15 protein-coding genes are annotated in these 17947 nt (G+C 36.8%); 7 read left to right on the forward strand and 8 right to left on the reverse strand.

Translation table 11 applies throughout. The features are described 5' to 3' along the window. Nucleotides 1–1559: 1559 nt before the first annotated feature. Nucleotides 1560–2396 (reverse strand): damage-control phosphatase ARMT1 family protein, encoded by an 837-nt coding sequence (locus tag ACYQ0E_RS12465; protein WP_460188549.1) that lies wholly within the window; start codon nt 2394–2396, stop codon nt 1560–1562. 317 nt (nt 2397–2713) lie between these two features. On the opposite strand from ACYQ0E_RS12465, the gene ACYQ0E_RS12470 reads away from it, so the two are divergent. The 7 genes from ACYQ0E_RS12470 to ACYQ0E_RS12500 all read left to right on the forward strand — a co-directional run bounded on the left by ACYQ0E_RS12470 (nt 2714) and on the right by ACYQ0E_RS12500 (nt 8660). Then, nucleotides 2714–3064: a tRNA-binding protein gene (locus ACYQ0E_RS12470; protein WP_460188550.1), complete on the forward strand. Its 351-nt coding sequence runs from the start codon at nt 2714–2716 to the stop codon at nt 3062–3064. Nucleotides 3065–3141: 77 nt separating this feature from the next. Continuing rightward, nucleotides 3142–3726 carry a nucleoside deaminase gene (locus ACYQ0E_RS12475; protein WP_460188551.1) on the forward strand — a complete coding sequence of 195 codons (585 nt, stop codon included), beginning with the start codon at nt 3142–3144 and terminating at the stop codon, nt 3724–3726. Nucleotides 3727–4116: 390 nt separating this feature from the next. Then, entirely contained in the window at nt 4117–4530 is a 414-nt protein-coding gene (gene rnk, locus ACYQ0E_RS12480) for a nucleoside diphosphate kinase regulator (protein ID WP_460188552.1), read from the forward strand. 290 nt (nt 4531–4820) lie between these two features. Continuing rightward, entirely contained in the window at nt 4821–5048 is a 228-nt protein-coding gene (locus ACYQ0E_RS12485; RefSeq protein WP_460188553.1) for a hypothetical protein, read from the forward strand. 405 nt (nt 5049–5453) lie between these two features. Continuing rightward, the gene (locus ACYQ0E_RS12490; protein ID WP_460188554.1) at nt 5454–6035 is read left to right on the forward strand and encodes a beta-class carbonic anhydrase; all 582 of its coding nucleotides are present in this window, start codon (nt 5454–5456) and stop codon (nt 6033–6035) included. Between the two features lie 473 nt (nt 6036–6508). Continuing rightward, nucleotides 6509–7090, forward strand: coding sequence for a hypothetical protein (locus tag ACYQ0E_RS12495; RefSeq protein ID WP_460188555.1), 582 nt, complete (start codon nt 6509–6511; stop codon nt 7088–7090). Nucleotides 7091–7244: 154 nt separating this feature from the next. Next, complete coding sequence (locus ACYQ0E_RS12500) at nt 7245–8660, forward strand: Lcl C-terminal domain-containing protein (protein WP_460188556.1); 1416 nt, start codon at nt 7245–7247, stop codon at nt 8658–8660. A gap of 143 nt (nt 8661–8803) precedes the next feature. On the opposite strand, the gene ACYQ0E_RS12505 is transcribed toward ACYQ0E_RS12500, so the two are convergent. The 7 genes from ACYQ0E_RS12505 to ACYQ0E_RS12535 all read right to left on the reverse strand — a co-directional run bounded on the left by ACYQ0E_RS12505 (nt 8804) and on the right by ACYQ0E_RS12535 (nt 17709). Next, nucleotides 8804–9193 carry a Gfo/Idh/MocA family oxidoreductase gene (locus tag ACYQ0E_RS12505; protein WP_460188557.1) on the reverse strand — a complete coding sequence of 130 codons (390 nt, stop codon included), beginning with the start codon at nt 9191–9193 and terminating at the stop codon, nt 8804–8806. A gap of 244 nt (nt 9194–9437) precedes the next feature. After that, the gene (locus ACYQ0E_RS12510) at nt 9438–10367 is read right to left on the reverse strand and encodes a GGDEF domain-containing response regulator (RefSeq protein ID WP_460188558.1); all 930 of its coding nucleotides are present in this window, start codon (nt 10365–10367) and stop codon (nt 9438–9440) included. Next, nucleotides 10337–14434, reverse strand: a complete 4098-nt coding sequence (locus tag ACYQ0E_RS12515; protein WP_460188559.1) for a CHASE domain-containing protein — start codon at nt 14432–14434, stop codon at nt 10337–10339. The genes ACYQ0E_RS12510 and ACYQ0E_RS12515 overlap by 31 nt, the downstream gene beginning before the upstream one ends. Further along, nucleotides 14431–14643 (reverse strand): hypothetical protein, encoded by a 213-nt coding sequence (locus ACYQ0E_RS12520; protein WP_460188560.1) that lies wholly within the window; start codon nt 14641–14643, stop codon nt 14431–14433. Before ACYQ0E_RS12520 ends, ACYQ0E_RS12515 begins: the two co-directional genes overlap by 4 nt. A gap of 241 nt (nt 14644–14884) precedes the next feature. Next, nucleotides 14885–15811 (reverse strand): DMT family transporter, encoded by a 927-nt coding sequence (locus tag ACYQ0E_RS12525; RefSeq protein ID WP_460188561.1) that lies wholly within the window; start codon nt 15809–15811, stop codon nt 14885–14887. A 201-nt stretch (nt 15812–16012) separates the two neighbouring features. Then, the gene (locus ACYQ0E_RS12530; RefSeq protein ID WP_460188562.1) at nt 16013–16939 is read right to left on the reverse strand and encodes a lysophospholipid acyltransferase family protein; all 927 of its coding nucleotides are present in this window, start codon (nt 16937–16939) and stop codon (nt 16013–16015) included. Then, nucleotides 16939–17709 (reverse strand): tRNA 2-thiocytidine biosynthesis TtcA family protein, encoded by a 771-nt coding sequence (locus tag ACYQ0E_RS12535; protein ID WP_460188715.1) that lies wholly within the window; start codon nt 17707–17709, stop codon nt 16939–16941. The genes ACYQ0E_RS12530 and ACYQ0E_RS12535 overlap by 1 nt, the downstream gene beginning before the upstream one ends. Between the last annotated feature and the right edge of the window lie 238 nt (nt 17710–17947).

The raw sequence follows: 17947 nt of genomic DNA on the forward strand, positions 1-17947 counted from the left end.
TTTATATTTTTTAATTCATTTTATCCTATGCTCACAAAGTTGGGTTGGCCACAGGACATACCAGGCCTGGTAAATCTGAAATTACAGCCCAATATATTTAAGATTAAAAATACAAAAATAACGTAGTAAAATTTCCCTTCTGTAAGCAATCGTAATTTCACTTAGCGTAGGATGCGTTTAAACATTTCCATTGTCCGAGCGTAGCGAGTTATGGGAATGTCAGCAGACAAGCTTAGTGAAATAGATTGTGTCAGCAGGGGGTCTTTTTTCTGGTTACTATTTTTACTTGCCTAAAAATAGTAACCACAAAAAGGGCACCTCGACCGTTCACTTCGTTAAGAACTTTGCACAATTTATTCCAAGGGGAATCTTTGGCGTTTGTGGTTGGCTCTACTGTCATTAATCCATTTTACCAGGCCTGGTAAACATCAAAATCGCAGCTCAAGATATTAGAAATTAGAAACTTCAAATAACGTAGTAAAACCTCCCTTTTGTAAGCAATCGTAATTTCACTTAGCGTAGGATGCGGTTAAACATTTCCATTGTCCGAGCGTAGCGAGTTATGGGAATGTCAGCAGACAAGCTTAGTGAAATAGATTGTGTCAGCAGGGGGTCTTTTTTCTGGTTACTCTTTTTGGACAAGCAAAAAGAGTAACGGGAAGCCTAATCACTAAAAATAAAGATATATAGGTATCTGTAAAGGCTTCTCAACAACTTAGAAAAGTATTCAACTTTAGTTTTACCAGGCCTGGTAAAACTTAAATTCACAAAAAAAAATGTTTAATTAGAAATACGGAATTAACGTAGTAAAACCTCCCTTTTGTAAGCAATCGTCATTTTCATACCCCAAGGGCACTTCCGTTGGGCGCTAGCGTAGGATGCGATTAAAAATTCCCATTGTTTGAGCGTAACGAGTTATGAGAATCTCAGCAGACAAGCTTAGTGAAATAGATTGTGTCAGCAGGGGGTCTTTTTTCTGGTTACTCTTTTTGGACAAGCAAAAAGAGTAACGGGAAGCCTAATCACTAAAAATAAAGATATATAGGTATCTGTAAAGGCTTCTCAACAACTTAGAAAAGTATTCAACTTTAGTTTTACCAGGCCTGGTAAAACTTAAATTCACAAAAAAAAATGTTTAATTAGAAATACGGAATTAACGTAGTAAAACCTCCCTTTTGTAAGCAATCGTCATTTTCATACCCCAAGGGCACTTCCGTTGGGCGCTAGCGTAGGATGCGATTAAAAATTCCCATTGTTTGAGCGTAACGAGTTATGAGAATCTCAGCAGACAAGCTTAGTGAAATAGATTGTGTCAGCAGGGGGTCTTTTCTTTGCTTACTTTCTTTGGACAAGCAAAGAAAGTAAGGGGAAGCCTAATAGCAAAAATTAAAGATCTATAGATATCTGTAAAGGCTTCTCAACAACTTAGAAAAGTATTCAACTTTAGTTTTACCCTATGCTCACACTGTATTACTGGCCACAGGACATGCCAGGCCTGGCATGCTCTGTGGGCAACCCGATTTTGTGTGCATAGGGTAATTTGGATTTTGACTGGGTGATTAAACCTCTTCTTTCCATAGAATCATGTCTTTAACGGATTGGTTTATGGCATTAGCAATGACTTGGCATTTAACGATAAATAGATAGTAAAGACTTCGTGGGGTTTGTTGGTATAGGCTTTCAAAATTCCCCATGCCTTTGGCAATGACAATATCGGCTGAATTAAAAATTTGTAATGATTCGTCATTGGCTTCACTTAGGTCATAACCTGGTGTGGCTACCCCGCTGTCTACTACTTGCGCTGTACCTTCAAATATATGCGCTTCTTTAAGCGTTACATCATTAATAACGGGTTTACCACGTACAAAAAAGTACAGTTTAATATGTGGATAATGCTGTTTTATCACGCAAAGTAAATGTAAATCTAGGATGTGTTCTCCCACGTTATCGCCAATAAGCACCAGAGATTTGGCGGTTTCTAAATCTTGTTGCAATTTACTGATATCGTTTTTGGCAAACGGGGTATTGAAAGTAGAATCAACCGTAGCTTGTAAATCAAATTGATTGGGTGCGCCAAAATCAATTACATTGCCTATCACGCTTAATTTAAGCGCATCCGCCAATGTTGTAATGTGTCTGGTATCTATTTTTAATGCTTGTTTAATGGCGATTTGTTTTGCTTGTGTAACAGGGTCTGTAATACCGGTTATGTCACTAATGGCTTGGTAAATTTCTTTGGCGATTTGCGGTGCGGTTGAATCTAAAGTGTGGGCTTGTAGAATGCTAGACGTTTTATCTAAAACCACTTTACATTGATCATTATTAAGCCCTAGTAATCGACTGGTTTTAAGCGCTTGGCCATAAAGACATGAAAAGCATTCTGGTTGAGATTTCATTTAAGATTATCCATTGAATTTGCTGTAATTAATGCGCCGCCATTCACTTTTTTTATTAGAGACTCTGCGAGATAAAGCGTCTTATTAATGATATCAAATACAGGTAAGATTATGGTTTGATTCTGTAAAATCTAAATGATTAAAATGCAATTACAACGCTAAATTCGGTTAAATCTGCTCTATCAATTTTTATTGGTTGTTTACTATTTAAATGATTTGAAATCGTTTTAAACTGTTTTAGATTGTTTTAGACTATGCAAACAAGTTTTACTGTTTATATTGGGTAAAAGAGTGTAGTTAGCAGGAGAGAATAAACAATGGCCTCTAAAACCAACAACCTTGAATGGCATGAATTTCAAAAAGTAGAATTGCGGGTTGGTACCATTATTGAAGCAGAAGCGTTTGCTGAAGCAAGAAATCCAAGCTATATTTTAAAAGTGGATTTTGGTGAAGAGATTGGCATTAAAAAGTCCAGCTCTCAAATTACGGTGCTTTATACAAAAGAAGAGTTGATTGGTAAACAAATCATTGCTGTTACCAACTTTGCACCTAAACAAATTGGCCCGATTATGTCTGAATGTTTGATTACTGGGTTTTATAAAAACGAGGGGGAAGTTGTTTTATCTACCACCGATTTTAATGTACCTAACGGTACTCGTCTTGCCTAACAATTTTACCTAATCAATGATTAATTCAGTTTACCGCTAAGTTCATCAGTAAGTTAACCACGAGATTTAAAGCCAATATGAAACCCCTTCTACACAGCGCAAATCAAAAAACAGAACAGGCATTAAATGCCATTGCTCACATGCCAACCAAAAGTCTTGACGTATTAATGAATGACGATTTTTCACAAACCTTAACCGATGCCGATTTTATGCGAATTGCGGCACTTTTGGCGCAAAAAAGTTATAACGAGGGTGGTTGCCCCATTGGCGCGGTCATTGTGAATAACGCAACCAATAAAATTGTGGGTAAAGGCCATAATACCCTTACCCAAGAAGACCACCCATATAATCACGGTGAAACTTCTGCCATACGAGATGCTGGCCGAATCGATTTTAGTGAAACAACTATTTACAGTAGTTTAAGCCCGTGTTCTGTGTGTGCAACCTTAATTCAGATGCGCGGGTTTAACCGTGTGGTTGTAGGTGATGTAACCAATGCTTGTGGTACTGAATCGTTTTTAAAAGAGAATGGCGTTACGCTTGATATTTTAGAAGATCAACACGCAATAGAACTTTATGCACGATATCGTCAAGAAAAACCAGACCAAGATTTAGAAGACTGGCAAGGGTTAAGTGCGGTACATAAGTCACATAAAAAATAACTTTTACCAGGCCTGGTACCCTTAAAGGACCCCACATTCTAACCTAAGGCAAAAACTAAACGTAAACCGAGCTACCTTATATAAATACGGCCCCTCGTGTTTACGTATAACTTATTGCGAGTTCCGCAGTTATCTCTCCTTTTCTAAAAAAGCTAAAGCCCTAGAAACAAAACTTTTTTTAATTTATGGCTATGCTGCCAATATTTTATGCTTATACAACCAAACTTTTAGCCATGATTGCATTGGCAACAATCGGCTTTATTTTGGGCGCTCAACCAACTATGATAGAGAGTTAGAAAAAGTGTAATATGCACATGAAAACACGGATTACAATACCGTGTCCGATTTGTTAAAGATAGAGACTTAATTGTCCTTTTATTGAGAATACCAATGAGCAAAAAACCAGAAATAATCGTTTCGTCATTAGATGCCGACAGACTTTACAACTTACTTGATTCTTTACCCAAAAATAGCTTGGTTGGTATCAGTGATCTTGAAGAGGAACTTACACGCGCCAACATTGTTGAACCTGAAGAAGTTCCGTTTACCGTTGTTACGATGAACTCAACGGTTAAGTTTTCTGTTGAATCGTCACAAGAAGAATTTGAATTAACGCTTGTTTACCCTAAAGACCTTGATGCCAGCGGAACCAAAATATCGATTTTAGCGCCTGTTGGTAGTGCTTTATTAGGATTATCTCAAGGGGATGAGATTGAATGGCCAAAACCTGGTGGCGGCCTAATTAAAGTTGTTATTAAAGAAATAACCTATCAACCCGAAAGATCTGGAGAGCTTTACAGATAACTTTATGTAAATTCCTTTTTATATAACAATTGTTTTGCCTGGCACACCTTATCTGTGTATATCATAAGAGGCATAAAGTAATCCATTGACGATACTTGTTTGTTTTAAAGTGTATTTAAAACCTTAAGAGTTTTGACACATACTCATGAAATGGTGACTGATATCTGAAGATGCGGGCAATCCATTTTTTGGCTATTAATATAAGTCATTATTCCGTGTATAGTAAAAATGAATGTGGGCATCCACTTAAAAAATTCTTTTTTAATTTATGCTATCTCAAAGGTGAACCTATGAAAAAACAACTTTTTGTCATACTAATGGCGACAGCTTTTAGCTCTACTGCTTTTGCAGAAAATAACCAAAGCCCTGTTGATGTTCAAGGCTCGGGTTCTTCTATGGGAGCGGGTTTTGAAAATTGGGCTGGCGATGTTTTAAAATACGGTAGTCCAGGTGGACAAGTTTTGGCTTCTGAAGCAAAGGCTTGGGTTTTAAAAAGCAAGCAAATAGGCCACGTTTAGTTCATTACCGTTTTTATATACCTCTCTCTTAATTTGCCCAGTTTTATCATTGTTACTGGGCAATACCATTATTCTCGCTCCCCCCTACTTTGCTCGCTGTAACTTAAATACAATAAACAACAGAATCAATCTAACGGTATTCAAAAACTAAAAACTATAAATTTATTTACTGTCTACTTCTCTCCTTAAACCTCAAATATTAACGTCTTATTATGTATTTTAATAAAACGTCTATATCGTATAAAATTCCAAAACACCCCGCCAATTATTATAAATAAAAGGGGATGTTTCTACAAAATATGACCAGACTGAAGAGGCCATACTACCCAATACTATTTTAAGTTTTCCATATTTGCCGCAATGGAAAACTCAATAAAATAAGCGGCTATTCAGAGGAGAATATAAATGAGTAAAATAGTAGAAGAAGTAAAATCAGCAAATGCCAACTATGCTGCTAACTTTGGTGATAAAGGTAATTTACCAATGCCTCCAGGCAGACAATTTGCCATTTTAACATGCATGGACGCGCGCTTAGACCCAGCTAAATACGCCGGCCTTGCTGAAGGTGATGCACATGTAATTCGTAACGCGGGTGGTAGAGCCAGTGATGATGCCATTCGTTCATTAGTTATTTCTTACAAATTGCTTGGCACAAAGGAGTGGTTTGTTATTCACCATACCGATTGTGGCATGGAAACATTCAATAACGAGATTATGGGTGACTTACTGTCGCAAAGTCTAAAAACCGCAAGTGTGGATGCTTCGGGCTGGCATGATTGCAAAGCTGGCGGAGGTACAACAGATGGTAAGTTTATAGAATGGCTAACCATTTCTGATCAAGCCAAAAGTGTTTTAGCCGATGTAGAACGCATTAGAAATAATTCTATGGTTCCAAGCGATATCCCAATCTATGGCTATATTTACGATTGTAAAACAGGCAACCTAGTTGAAGTGCCTGAAGCAACAGAAGCTGGTAAGGCAAGTTAAGAAAATAGTCAAAAATAATAAAAGCGGTGTGTTCAGTCTACTTGAGTGACGCACCGCTTTTGCCTTAAATAATCCGCACATTATATTCAAACCTTAGATATTCATACCGTAGATACCCCACTTCATTATTTAATCTTGTTTAAATTTAACCATTGCACCTAACCTCTTCTATAAAATCTCTAAATTGATTTTACATATTCAAAAAATAACAAAGCCTTACATTGAGACCTTTGCACGAGTTAAGCCACAGTTAAAAATGGCTAAAATTCACTTGTTTTTGTTGAATAACTTGCCAATAGCTTGCTATTAGCTGCTTTATTCGCCGCAATCAGGCAAATTTTATCGCATTTTTTCCGCGCACCTCACTCGTGCAAAGGTCTCACATTAAATAGAATATAGGGTTATTTTAAGATTTCTTGATATAAACTATGGTCTAATTTATTTTCAATAACGCCTACTAAAAAACAGAATCTATGGAATTAATTTTACAAATATGGGGTGGATTATTTTATTTGCTTAATAAGATATTATTCGCCTTTGCTGAAGGCCAGAAAGGCTTAGCGAAAAAGCAATTAAAAGTTTCTGGGTGGATGATTTATATCTTAGGCGTACCCGCTTGGGTTATTATTTTGATTAGCCATCAAAACTGGATAGCTGCATCTATAGAAGCCGGCGGAATACCTGCTATGTTATTAGGCTTATACAATACTTATCACGAACATAAAAAACCGCATAAAGCGTTTAATACTATTGTGACCTTATGCACTTACTCTTCTTTAGCTTTTGGCGTGAGTTACAGTTTGTACGTGCATGATGGTATTACATCTTTTTCTCAAGTTTTAGAAATTGGTGTGATGTTAGGATTTTTATTGGGGAGCTATTATTTAGCTAAAAATAACCCAAATGGCTGGCTATTTTTTATGTTGATGAACATCAGCATGGCAAGCTTAATGTTTTTACAAGATAAACCCATATTAATGGCCCAACAATTACTCTCTTTGGGGTTTGTATTATATGGTTTTAATAAAACACGCCAAAATTTACCCGTTATTTAATCTAACAGCACACATACCGTTGTATCAAATAGTTTCACATTTTGTTCAACACATCTCCCAAATCACTTCACATTTTAGAATTAAGCTTATTACATAGACTCAATTTAGTAAGGTTAAAAATGAAAAAGTCACAAAAAATATAATTTTGGTAGTTATGCTTGCAAGCATTACGGGGTCTTTTGTTGGCTGTTTACTTAAAACGGATAACACCCAGCAACAAGCCATGAATTCAACTCAAACCCCCAATCTAACCTCTCCTATTGTAGATACGGCACAAGGCTTTTGTTACAACAACAGTGAAGCGATTATTTGCCCTAAACAAAATCAGGAGTTTTATGGGCAAGATGCACAATACACGGGCAATGTTCCCAGCTATAAAAACAATGGCAATAACACCATAACCGATAATGTAACAGGCCTGGTATGGACACAAAATCTATCACCTTATTCAATGGACTGGTCAGAAGCGTCTGGCTATTGTGCCTCTCTTCAAACAGGCAATATTAACAACTGGCGTTTACCCAATATAAAAGAACTATGGTCAATTAGAGATTTTTCGGCAGGTTGGCCTTGGGTAAATACCCACTATTTTTATTTGGTTGGTAATGGCAAAGAAGGCGCGCAACAGCACTCTTGGTCAAGTAACTATTATGAAGTGAATACCAGTCTCGCCAAAAAACAGGTCGCCTTTGTTGTGAACGACTGGACAGGCCATATTAAAGCCCTAGACGGTAAACGATTTGTGCGTTGTGTTGCTGGTAAAGAGTATGGTAACAATGACTATGTAGATAATCATAATGACACAATTACTGACAAATCAACGGGATTAATGTGGGCTAAAAACGACAGTGGTAAAGGCATGAATTGGAAAGACGCATTGAGTTATGCAGAAAACGCTACCTATGCAGGTTACGATGACTGGCGTTTACCCAATGCCAAAGAATTACAAAGTATTGTTGATTACTCAGGGGTTTTTCCGGCGATTAACTCAAATATATTTAACATTTCAAAAATAACCAATGAAGCAGGTAATGCAGATTATCCCTATTTTTGGACAAGCACCACAACCCCTTATATAGACCCTAATGATGCACATGGTTATTGGTTTGCTTGGTATGTCGCCTTTGGTTATGCCGTTGACCATGAAGGCCAAGATATGCATGGCGCAGGTGCCGTACGTTTTGACACTAAATCTGAGCTGGGTGCCGACGGCCCAGATGGAGAACGTTACTACAACTATGTACGTTTAGTGCGTGGTGGCAATGTCATCAGCACACCAAAAGGCGACCCAACGCCACCTAACCCTAATAGAGTGGTTAAATTTAAAGACGGTGATACTGGTAATATAGGCAATAGACCGGGTGGGTCTGGTGAACATGGAGAACAGCATAAAAGACCAGATATAAAAGGCGCAGCAAATCAATTAGGCGTGACGGAAGAAACATTAATGAAAGCATTAGGTAAACCTAACCAAGGGCCACCAAATCTTGAAACAACAGCTCAAAAACTAGGCAGAACAGTAGATCAATTAAAGGCGGCATTAATGACTAGCGACAATCCTAAAAAATAAGCGCAACAGCTCTATAAATAATGTCGTTTTACCAGGCCTGTATATTTTAAAGTTGTTAATGAGTTATAAACGTAAGGGAAAATTGAATATAACAAGGCTATTTGCGTAAGAAATAACCTTGTTTAAAGCAGATAATTATAGGTTTAGTAACCAATATCTTCGTGATGAGATTGTTGAATATCTTCTGCTCCCGGCAATAAATACCACATTAAGTAGTCAACTACCATTGGAACGAGCACCGTATGTTGGTTACCGGTGTCTTTTAACTGCTGACGAATCGCTTGTTTAATCTCGGGACGATTCGATGTATCCATAATAATGTCGATATCAGTGCCATATTTTTTTAGCATATCTTCAAACTCTGGAAAATTTGCTATACCGCGTTCACTTGCATCCGTAAGTAAAGGGTTGTCCATATTAGGTTCACTAATGCCAATAATCTCAACATGCTCGGGATTCATATTATTGAATTGCTGATAAAATTTGCCACCAATGCGACCTAAACCAATCATTACAACCTTTATTTTCCTCATTTGTTTCTCTCCACCTATTTTGAGTATTAAAGAATCACTTTTATATTTACTGTGTGATTTCGTACATTGATTATAGGGAATAAAACACTAAGAATTTGGTTAAACTTTTTATCAAAGCCCGAGCAAAATTTATAAGTAAAAAGAATGGAAATAGAAACAAGAGATGAGATTAACTCATTATGAATTGCCTAGGTAAAAACCTAGTTACGATATGATTCAACAACCGCATGGCGAAAGATTAAATTCACTTGTAGTGGTAAATATTTTTACCTTCACTTTTAGCTTTATACAAGGCATCATCCGCTTCTTTTAACAGATCTTTTTTGGCTTGAGAATCATTAAACTTAGCCATGCCAACACTAATGGTAACGCATGAGCAAACTGACGAAAATCGGTGATCGATATTAAGGTTTGATACACTGTCAACCAGCTTTTGCGCTAGTGTTTTAGCCCCCGCTTCATCAATATCTTTTAACAGCACCACAAACTCTTCACCACCGTAACGTGCAATAAAGTCAGAGGGACGTTTTAAGTTATTATTAAGCGCATTTGCCACTTTTTTTAAACACTCGTCCCCTTTACCATGTCCATAATTATCGTTATAGAGTTTAAAGTCATCCACGTCTATCATCATTAAATACAAGTTTTCATGATGTCTGTTTACTTCTTTAAAATATTTATCGTATTCCGTTTCATAAAAACGTCTATTAGGGATATGTGTTAAACCATCGACCATTGAAAGCTCTTCAAGCCAATCACTTTTTAACTTAAGGTTAATATGGTTTCTAACCCTAATTTTTACTATTGCGGGATTATAAGGCTTATAAATATAATCTACCGCGCCTAAGTTCAAGCCAAACTCTTCATCTCGTTGGTTATTTTTAGCGGTAAGAAATATAACAGGGATATTACTGGTGTAAGGGTTGTTTTTTAATTGTCTACAAACCTCGTAACCATCCATTTCTGGCATTTGTACATCCAGCAATATCAAATCGGGTTGATCTTCTAAATTGGCAATCTCTAATGCTTTAGCACCCGTTTTGGAAACTTTGATATTATATTCATCATGTAATAAGTCAGATATCATGCCTAAATTTATAGCAACATCATCTACTATTAAAAGCGTTGGTTTGTTATTTTCTATCATAGCTTCCAGTTCGACATGAGTTCCCATGCGAGGTCATAATCAAATGTTTCTACTGCTTCTTGCCAATATTTAAGTTCGCTATCGCTTATGGATTTTTTGCAGTGTTCAGTAATCACTTGAAGCCTTTCATGTTCAATTAAGTTCCCTTCTTTTAAATCCGTTAGTACTCTATTAAAAATAACCTCAAAAGATTCACTGCTCGATTTCACGGCAATATTTTCTGGTGTTTTTTCTATATTATTAACTAACTCTTCTAACTTTAATTTTAACTCTTTTAAAGCGTCTTCAAGTGCAATAATAAGCGCTTGTGGCACTTTTTTACCGCTAACTAATACATCATTAACATGACTACATAATGAAAATACCTTACGTGCCCCCATATTTCCACTTAACCCTTTTAGCGCATGAACCTTAGACAGCGTATTTACATTTTCTTGTTTTAATAGATCAATAATGTCGACAAACTCTTGGTCTAGTTCCTGTAAAAATTGACGAACAAAACGGTTAAGGCTCTCGTTATCTTTACTTAACATTCTATTTAAAAATTCAATATCCAATACAGTCTCGGTATCATTATTTATTGAATCATTTTTTTGTAAAACAACCTCTTTATTACACCATTTTGCTACAGTTGCAAAAAGTGCATTCATGTCAATCGGTTTAGCAAGGTGATCATCCATTCCCGCTTCTTTTGTACGCGCTTTATCTTCATCCATTACCGCTGCGGTTAAAGCAATTATTGGGATTTTTTTATTGTGCTCTCTAATCAACTTAGTGGCTTCAAAACCACTCATAACGGGCATCTGTAAATCCATTAAAATAATATCAAAGTAATCAGGGTTGGCGTTATAGTGCTCAACGGCTTCTTGGCCATTACTGGCTACTTTAATTTCACTAATGCCCGCACGTTGTAACATTCGTACCGCTATTTCTTGGTTTAGCTTATTATCTTCAACCAATAAAACATTAATGCCATTAAGCATAGGAGCAGGGTTTAAAGGCGTAGCTTGTAGTTCTAAACGATGAATGCTATTTTTTATTCCCGAAAGGGCATTAAATAAGGTTGAGCTTGTGACAGGTTTGCTCATAAAGAATTCAATTTCAATCTCTTCTGGATGAATCTCTTCAACCGAGTGTGCGCTGACCATTAAAATAGATGGTACTTTTGAATTTAACCGACCTTCTTTTTCTAAAATTTTAATTTGTTTAATGGCTTCTTTACCGCCCATACCTGGCATAAAACAATCCATAACAACAGCATCGTACCCTGCGTTTATTTTATCCGCCTGTTTAACCATCTCTATGGCTTCTTCACCAGAAGCCGCTTCATGTGATACACAGCCAAAATTAGAGGCCATTTCCATTAAAATATGGCGACTTATCGGTTGGTCGTCCACAAAGAGTACTTTATATTCTTTGTCAGCAATTTGAGGGTAATGGTGTACCCATGATTCAACGGCAACTTCTATCTCAAAACCAAAGGTTGATCCAATACCTTTTTCACTTTTAACCCAAAGATTACCCCCCATCGCTTTGATAAGTTTTTGGGTAATCACCAATCCTAAACCTGTTCCACCATATTTTCGGGTTATGGAATTATCGGCCTGAGTAAACGGTTTAAAGAGTTTTGCGCTTTCTTCTGGCGTTAAACCTATCCCTGTGTCTTTAACCGTAAATTGAAGTAACGCCTTATCTCCTCGGTGCTCTTTTAAGGTTATGTCTAATGTCACCAACCCTTTTTGAGTAAACTTTAAAGCGTTACTAAGTAAATTGGTTAGCACTTGATCAAGTCTTAATTCATCCCCCCTAACAATACTAGGAACGCTGTCACATAGATGAAAATTAAGCTCTATACCGTTAGTAACCGAGCTTTGAGCAAATAAAACTCTTAATTGCGATAAAATATCTTCAAGTTTTAAGGGTTCACTTTCAAGCTTGAGTTTATTGGCTTCTATTTTAGAGTAATCCAATATATCGTTAATAATGCCTAATAGCATTTTGGATGAAGCATGTATTTTATGCAGAGAATCTCGATCATTCGCTTTTAAATCAGATTCTTGCATTAATTGACTTAACCCAATAATAGCGTTCATTGGTGTACGTATTTCATGACTCATATTCGCCAAGAATTGACTTTTTGAAAGACTGGCTTGCTCGGCTTGTTCTTTGGCTTTTCTTAAGCTGGTTTCCATTATTTTAGTTTCGGTAATATCTACCCCAATAGTGGCTAAATAATCCATACTACCGTCTGCCTTATTTACTAAGGCGTTTGACCATTCAAACGTTTTTACAACGCCATCTTTAGATATCCATGCATTTTGAAAACTGGTAATTAACTGCCCTTGTTTGGCGTTTTCAATGATATCAACAACATTGTCTTGCACCTCTTTTGGCAACAAGTTTTTCCATAAATAAGGTTCTGAAGAAATCTCTTCTTGAGTATAGCCCGTAAACTTTTCACCATAAGGGTTCAAACGAATCATTGTCCCTGTTGAATCAATGACCGCAATCACAGCAGTCGCATTTTCGACAATCGCTGAAATAAAGTTTTTTTCTTGAATAATTTGCTGCTCAAGCTCTTTAAGGTGTGATTGGTCAAACATGTAACCACGAATTGAAACGACTTCATTTAACTCATTTCGAATACATTGCGTAAAATCATAAAACCAACGATATTCACCATTTTTTAAACGTATACGATAAGACTGCTCCCAGGAATTAATACCTTGTTGAATATATTCTTTCACTTCTGTTCTGATTATTTTTAAGTCATCAGGATGAACTATTTTTAAATATTCAAAGCTATGAAACATCATTTCTTCTGCTTCATAGCTTAATATTTCTAATGCATTTTTTGAAACATATTTTACCGGCCAATTGTTTTCTGGACTCCATTCTATGGTTAAAACAGGGCCTGCAGAAAACAAATCTCGTTCCATTCTTAACATTTCTTCTATGTTCTTTTGTTCGGATATATCGAGATGTGTACCAGAAATTAAAAGTGGCTTTTGTTCATTATTCCATGACGAAACTTTACCTTTATCTAACACCCAAACCCAATGCCCGTCTTTATGGCGCAAGCGAAATTCTATGTCCAAAAATTCAACTTCTTGATTAAAGTGTTTATCTAATTCATTCATGACTCGATTAATATCATCAGGATGAATTAACGACTTCCAGGTATCTACCGTCATTGGTGCCAGTTCTTTGCAGGTATAACCCAACATTTCTGCCCAACGATCGTTAAAACTGGTTTCTCCAGTTTGAATATTCCATTCCCAAGTTCCTACATTAGTCCCTTTAATTAGATTATTTAAACGCACTGTCTGAGAGGATAATTTTTCAGTCATTTTTTGGGCAAGTCGCTGAGCAATCACTTTTTGCATCGACATTGTTCTCATTATTCCAAAAAGTAAAAAACTTAGAATAAGACCAATAATAAAAACGACTATTGGAATTTGTATATTTGCATTGGATTCTTTAAAAAATACGCTATATGGCTGTAAAGAAAAAATCCAATTTCTACCATCTACATTCAATATTTTTGTATTTGTAAAATCATGATTAACAGGCAAATCTTGTTCATTTTTATATAAAAGATTGCCAGAATTTTTATCAGTATCGTAAATATTTAATTTAATATTTTGGTATCGGTCACCCATAATACCTTTCATTAAATCATCGACACGAAACGCCGCGTAAACAAAACCTCTAAGCGCTTTAACTCTTTCTTCTCTTGTTCTTAATAAGGCGTCTTTTTTATACACAGGTACATAAATTAAAAATCCAGCTTGTTCTTTAATACCATTTTCTTGTAAAAGACGAACCTTACCACTGGCCGCTGCCGTTCCTGTATCTAAAGCACGGCTCATGGCTTCTCTGCGTGTTTTTTGTGAAAACATATCATAACCAACTGCTCGCAGGTTACGTTCATCTAATGGTTCTATATAGACAATGGATGTGTATAGCTCTTGCTTATCTTCAGAATTAGCTGGCGGGGGTACAACAGCACTAAAACCAAACCCTTGAATACCCGGAAAACTTTCATGTATGCGTAATGTTGTAGCAAAAGCATGCCATTCATCTTTATTCACAGTTGAACTGGCATTAAAAAACCAACGCCAGAATAAAGAACTTCACGATATGAATGCATTCTTGAATTAATTTTAATGGCAATCTCTTTACTTGCTGTGTCAAACAACAAACGGTTATTATCTTTAATTTCTTGATTTAAAGACCAGCCCGCCACAGAACTTAAAATAATACCTAAAGCTAAGATAATGTAATTAAGAAAGGATTTCATGAAATTGCCTGTAAATACAGAGACCAATCTCAAGGAGTAAAAGTCTCGCTAAAAGAGAAAACTAAAATAAAAGCCCTAGTTGGCATTTAGTTAAACGTTATAGCTTAAAAGATAAGCTGTTATTTTCAATTATTAATGCCAATAAAGATAGCACATTTTAATCCACAAAAATAAAGCTTATGCCTCTAATAGCATACTTTTTTAAAGGTATTTATATACATAACGGTAGGTTTTTTAAATGCTAAATCTGTTTTACCTTAGCTTTTCGGTGTTGATTGCGACCATGCACCACCAATCCTAATCCCCCTAGCATAAACACAGCAGCGACTAAAAAAGATACCGTAATTGGTTCATGAATTAATAACATCGCCCCAAATGCCGCCATTAAAGGCACAAGTAATTGAGAGGCCGATGCCATACTTGAAGAAATTTTTGGTAAGGCTGAATACCATAAAATATAGCCTAATGCCGTGGTAATTCCACCTGAAATAATCGCTAAAATAAAACCTTTATAGGTGATAAAACTATGTTCAGTAAGCCATAGACTTAATGCACTGGCTACAATAATCATGGGTAAGGTACGGTAAAAATTAAAAGCGGTATCGGATAATGGATTAACGGATTTACGACCGTAAATTGTGTAAAGCGCCCAGGTATAAGCCGATATACTCATAATAACTAGCCCCCACCAAGATGGTGTAGTCAGTTTTGGGTAAACTAAGTAAATCAAACCTATTAGAGCAAGGGCAACCCCTATCCATTCTGCCAAATGCAATTTTTCACCATTACGAACGGCGTAACCCAATATAGTTAATTGCACCACCCCCGCTAACAATAACGCACCCGTTGAGGTACTGATAGCAACATAACCGTAAGAAAATGTAATAGCATAAATAAATAAAATAATAGCGGCACGCCAGCTACCTCTACTGACTTTTGCAGGTGTTTGCGCAGACGATACTTTAGGTTTTGTATTTTGACGCCATTGATACCAACTCATAACACCAAACAACACAACAGCCGATGATCCTAAACGTAAACTGGTAAAACTCATTGGGTCAACGAGCTGGTGATCTAAAGCCCAGCGGCAAATAACCGCATTAGCAGCAAAAGCCACCATAGAAAAGAAAGTTAGCAAGGATACTTGAATAAGAGATTGGCGGTTCATGGTGAAGTTTGACACCCATATATTTATTTAAAAAATAAATATTCTACGCCTAAAATGTAGCGACTGCTACACTTAAAGAATGATTTTACCAGGCCTGGTATTTATTGTAGGCAGATATGCTAAGTAACTACGAGGTAAATGACCCATAAGACATAAAACCAATCTAAAACTTATTTAAATACGCCATTGTTAGCCTAAATATTATTTACTTTTTTTGTAAATATCGGCAGTACCTGCAGGCGGTTTACGGTAGCGTTTGTATGACCATAAATATTGTTCGGGAGCAATGGCGATGCATTTTTCTACCCCTTTATTTAAGGCCGTAGTTGCTACATTAACATCTTTACTGGCAATACCTTCTTCGGCAGGCAAAAAGTGCAAAATGTAACCCTGAGCTTTTGGTAAACGTTGCATAACCGCAAACAAACACGCACTATCGGTTTTTTGCAATAATTTGCTCACTAAGGTCATGGTTCTGGCTGGGCGACCAAAAAATGGCGCATAAACCCCGCCAGAGTCACCTGGATCTTGATCGGGTAAAATGGCTGTCACTTCATTATTTTTAAGCGCTTTCATTAGGTTTCGCACCCCACGCCCATCTGTTGCCACCATATTAGCCCCAAATCGCCCCCTTGCTTGAACCATAAACTTTTCTATAGAAGGTATATTTGGCGGACGATACAAAATTGTAGATGGATAGTTTAGTGATAGATATGAAGCAATAGATTCCCAACAACCTATGTGCGGCCCTAAAAAAACAACGCCTTTTCCTCTTGTAATCGCCTGTTCGACTAGCTCTTGGCCCTTTACTTCTACCAGGTTTTTCATTAATTTTTCGGCTGACCAATACCAAGAAGGCCCCAATTCCGCAAAGGCTTTTGCGGTTTCTTGTAAACTGGCTTTAACTAAGGATTGTTGCTGTTTTGACGAGAGTTCCGGGTAAACTTGTTGAATATTAATTTGTGTAATTCTGCGATTATTGCAAGGCATTAAATAAAACAACCGCCCTAAAGCTGAACCAAAAGCTTGGTTTAGGCGTAATGGCATCCAACTAAGCAATTTAATAATGACTTTAAATAAAACACCTAGCCAGACCTGCTGATTTAACTTATCTCTTTTTTTACCCATTACAAGTCAATCTCATCTGTGTGTTGCATAGATTTATCTGTCGTCATGGTTGTTAAATTAGCCTGACCTGCGTGATTATCATCTTCAATCAGCGGTTGCATTGCACGCCATAAATTCGCATATAGATGTTTGTTTTTTTGTTCTTGTGCCAGCAAGAGTTCTTTGGTTTCAGCGCGTGCTTGTGGTTTGGCGTAACACGCTGGACAATTATCTTCAATAACGGGCAATTTTGCACTCGTGGCAAAGTCACGGGTTTGATTTTCTCGCACTCGTACTAACGGGCGAATAATGCGCACGTCTTCATCATCATTTAAATAATGGGCTTTCATGGTACGTAATTGGCCAGCGTTAAAGGCTGACATAATAAAACTCTCGGCCAAATCATCTAAATGCTGGGCTAACGCCAAAACGTTATAGCCTTCTCTACGGCATGTGGCATATAAAATACCGCGCTTTTGACGAGCGCAAAAACTGCAAAAAGAATCCCCTTTCATCCGTTCTTCAGCCAAACCCACCATATCTTCACTTTCGTAAAAATATGCCACATCCATTTTTGCACACCACTCTTTAAGAGGCGAGGGATCAAAGCCAGGTATTTCAGGGTCAATGGTACAAGCGGCTAAATCAAACTTTATAGGGGCATGACGTTGCAAGTGTTTTAAAATCACCAATAAAGCCATGGAATCTTTACCGCCCGATAAACCTAATAAAACCCTGTCACCATCGCGCAACATTTTGTATTGCGCCATGGCTCTACCAACCAACTTCATAATCGATTTTGGTGGTGTAATCCAATCTTTAGTACGTTCTTTTTTACTCAGTTTGCTATTTGTTTGGATGTTTAAATCGGGGTTTAATTCAGTTTGTCGTGCAGGTTCAGTCATGATGTATTTCATATTGTTAAGTAAATTTAATTAGACCATTTTACACGTGCCGTGCGTGAATCCCAAAATAACTTAAGTTAAGTCGTTTAACAATGTCTTTTATAGGATAAAATTCAAATTTATT

This window comes from Thiomicrorhabdus hydrogeniphila, from assembly GCF_054656895.1.

Excerpts from the sequence above, each read along its gene's own strand:
- ACYQ0E_RS12495 (WP_460188555.1), top strand. The coding sequence starts at position 6,509 with ATGGAATTAATTTTACAAATATGGGGTGGATTATTTTATTTGCTTAAT.
- rnk (WP_460188552.1), top strand. The coding sequence starts at position 4,117 with ATGAGCAAAAAACCAGAAATAATCGTTTCGTCATTAGATGCCGACAGA.
- ACYQ0E_RS12505 (WP_460188557.1), bottom strand. The coding sequence starts at position 9,193 with ATGAGGAAAATAAAGGTTGTAATGATTGGTTTAGGTCGCATTGGTGGC.
- ACYQ0E_RS12485 (WP_460188553.1), top strand. The coding sequence starts at position 4,821 with ATGAAAAAACAACTTTTTGTCATACTAATGGCGACAGCTTTTAGCTCT.
- ACYQ0E_RS12465 (WP_460188549.1), bottom strand. The coding sequence starts at position 2,396 with ATGAAATCTCAACCAGAATGCTTTTCATGTCTTTATGGCCAAGCGCTT.
- ACYQ0E_RS12500 (WP_460188556.1), top strand. The coding sequence starts at position 7,245 with ATGCTTGCAAGCATTACGGGGTCTTTTGTTGGCTGTTTACTTAAAACG.
- ACYQ0E_RS12530 (WP_460188562.1), bottom strand. The coding sequence starts at position 16,939 with ATGGGTAAAAAAAGAGATAAGTTAAATCAGCAGGTCTGGCTAGGTGTT.
- ACYQ0E_RS12535 (WP_460188715.1), bottom strand. The coding sequence starts at position 17,709 with ATGAAGTTGGTTGGTAGAGCCATGGCGCAATACAAAATGTTGCGCGAT.
- ACYQ0E_RS12510 (WP_460188558.1), bottom strand. The coding sequence starts at position 10,367 with ATGGGAACTCATGTCGAACTGGAAGCTATGATAGAAAATAACAAACCA.
- ACYQ0E_RS12520 (WP_460188560.1), bottom strand. The coding sequence starts at position 14,643 with ATGAAATCCTTTCTTAATTACATTATCTTAGCTTTAGGTATTATTTTA.
- ACYQ0E_RS12475 (WP_460188551.1), top strand. The coding sequence starts at position 3,142 with ATGAAACCCCTTCTACACAGCGCAAATCAAAAAACAGAACAGGCATTA.
- ACYQ0E_RS12470 (WP_460188550.1), top strand. The coding sequence starts at position 2,714 with ATGGCCTCTAAAACCAACAACCTTGAATGGCATGAATTTCAAAAAGTA.
- ACYQ0E_RS12490 (WP_460188554.1), top strand. The coding sequence starts at position 5,454 with ATGAGTAAAATAGTAGAAGAAGTAAAATCAGCAAATGCCAACTATGCT.
- ACYQ0E_RS12525 (WP_460188561.1), bottom strand. The coding sequence starts at position 15,811 with ATGAACCGCCAATCTCTTATTCAAGTATCCTTGCTAACTTTCTTTTCT.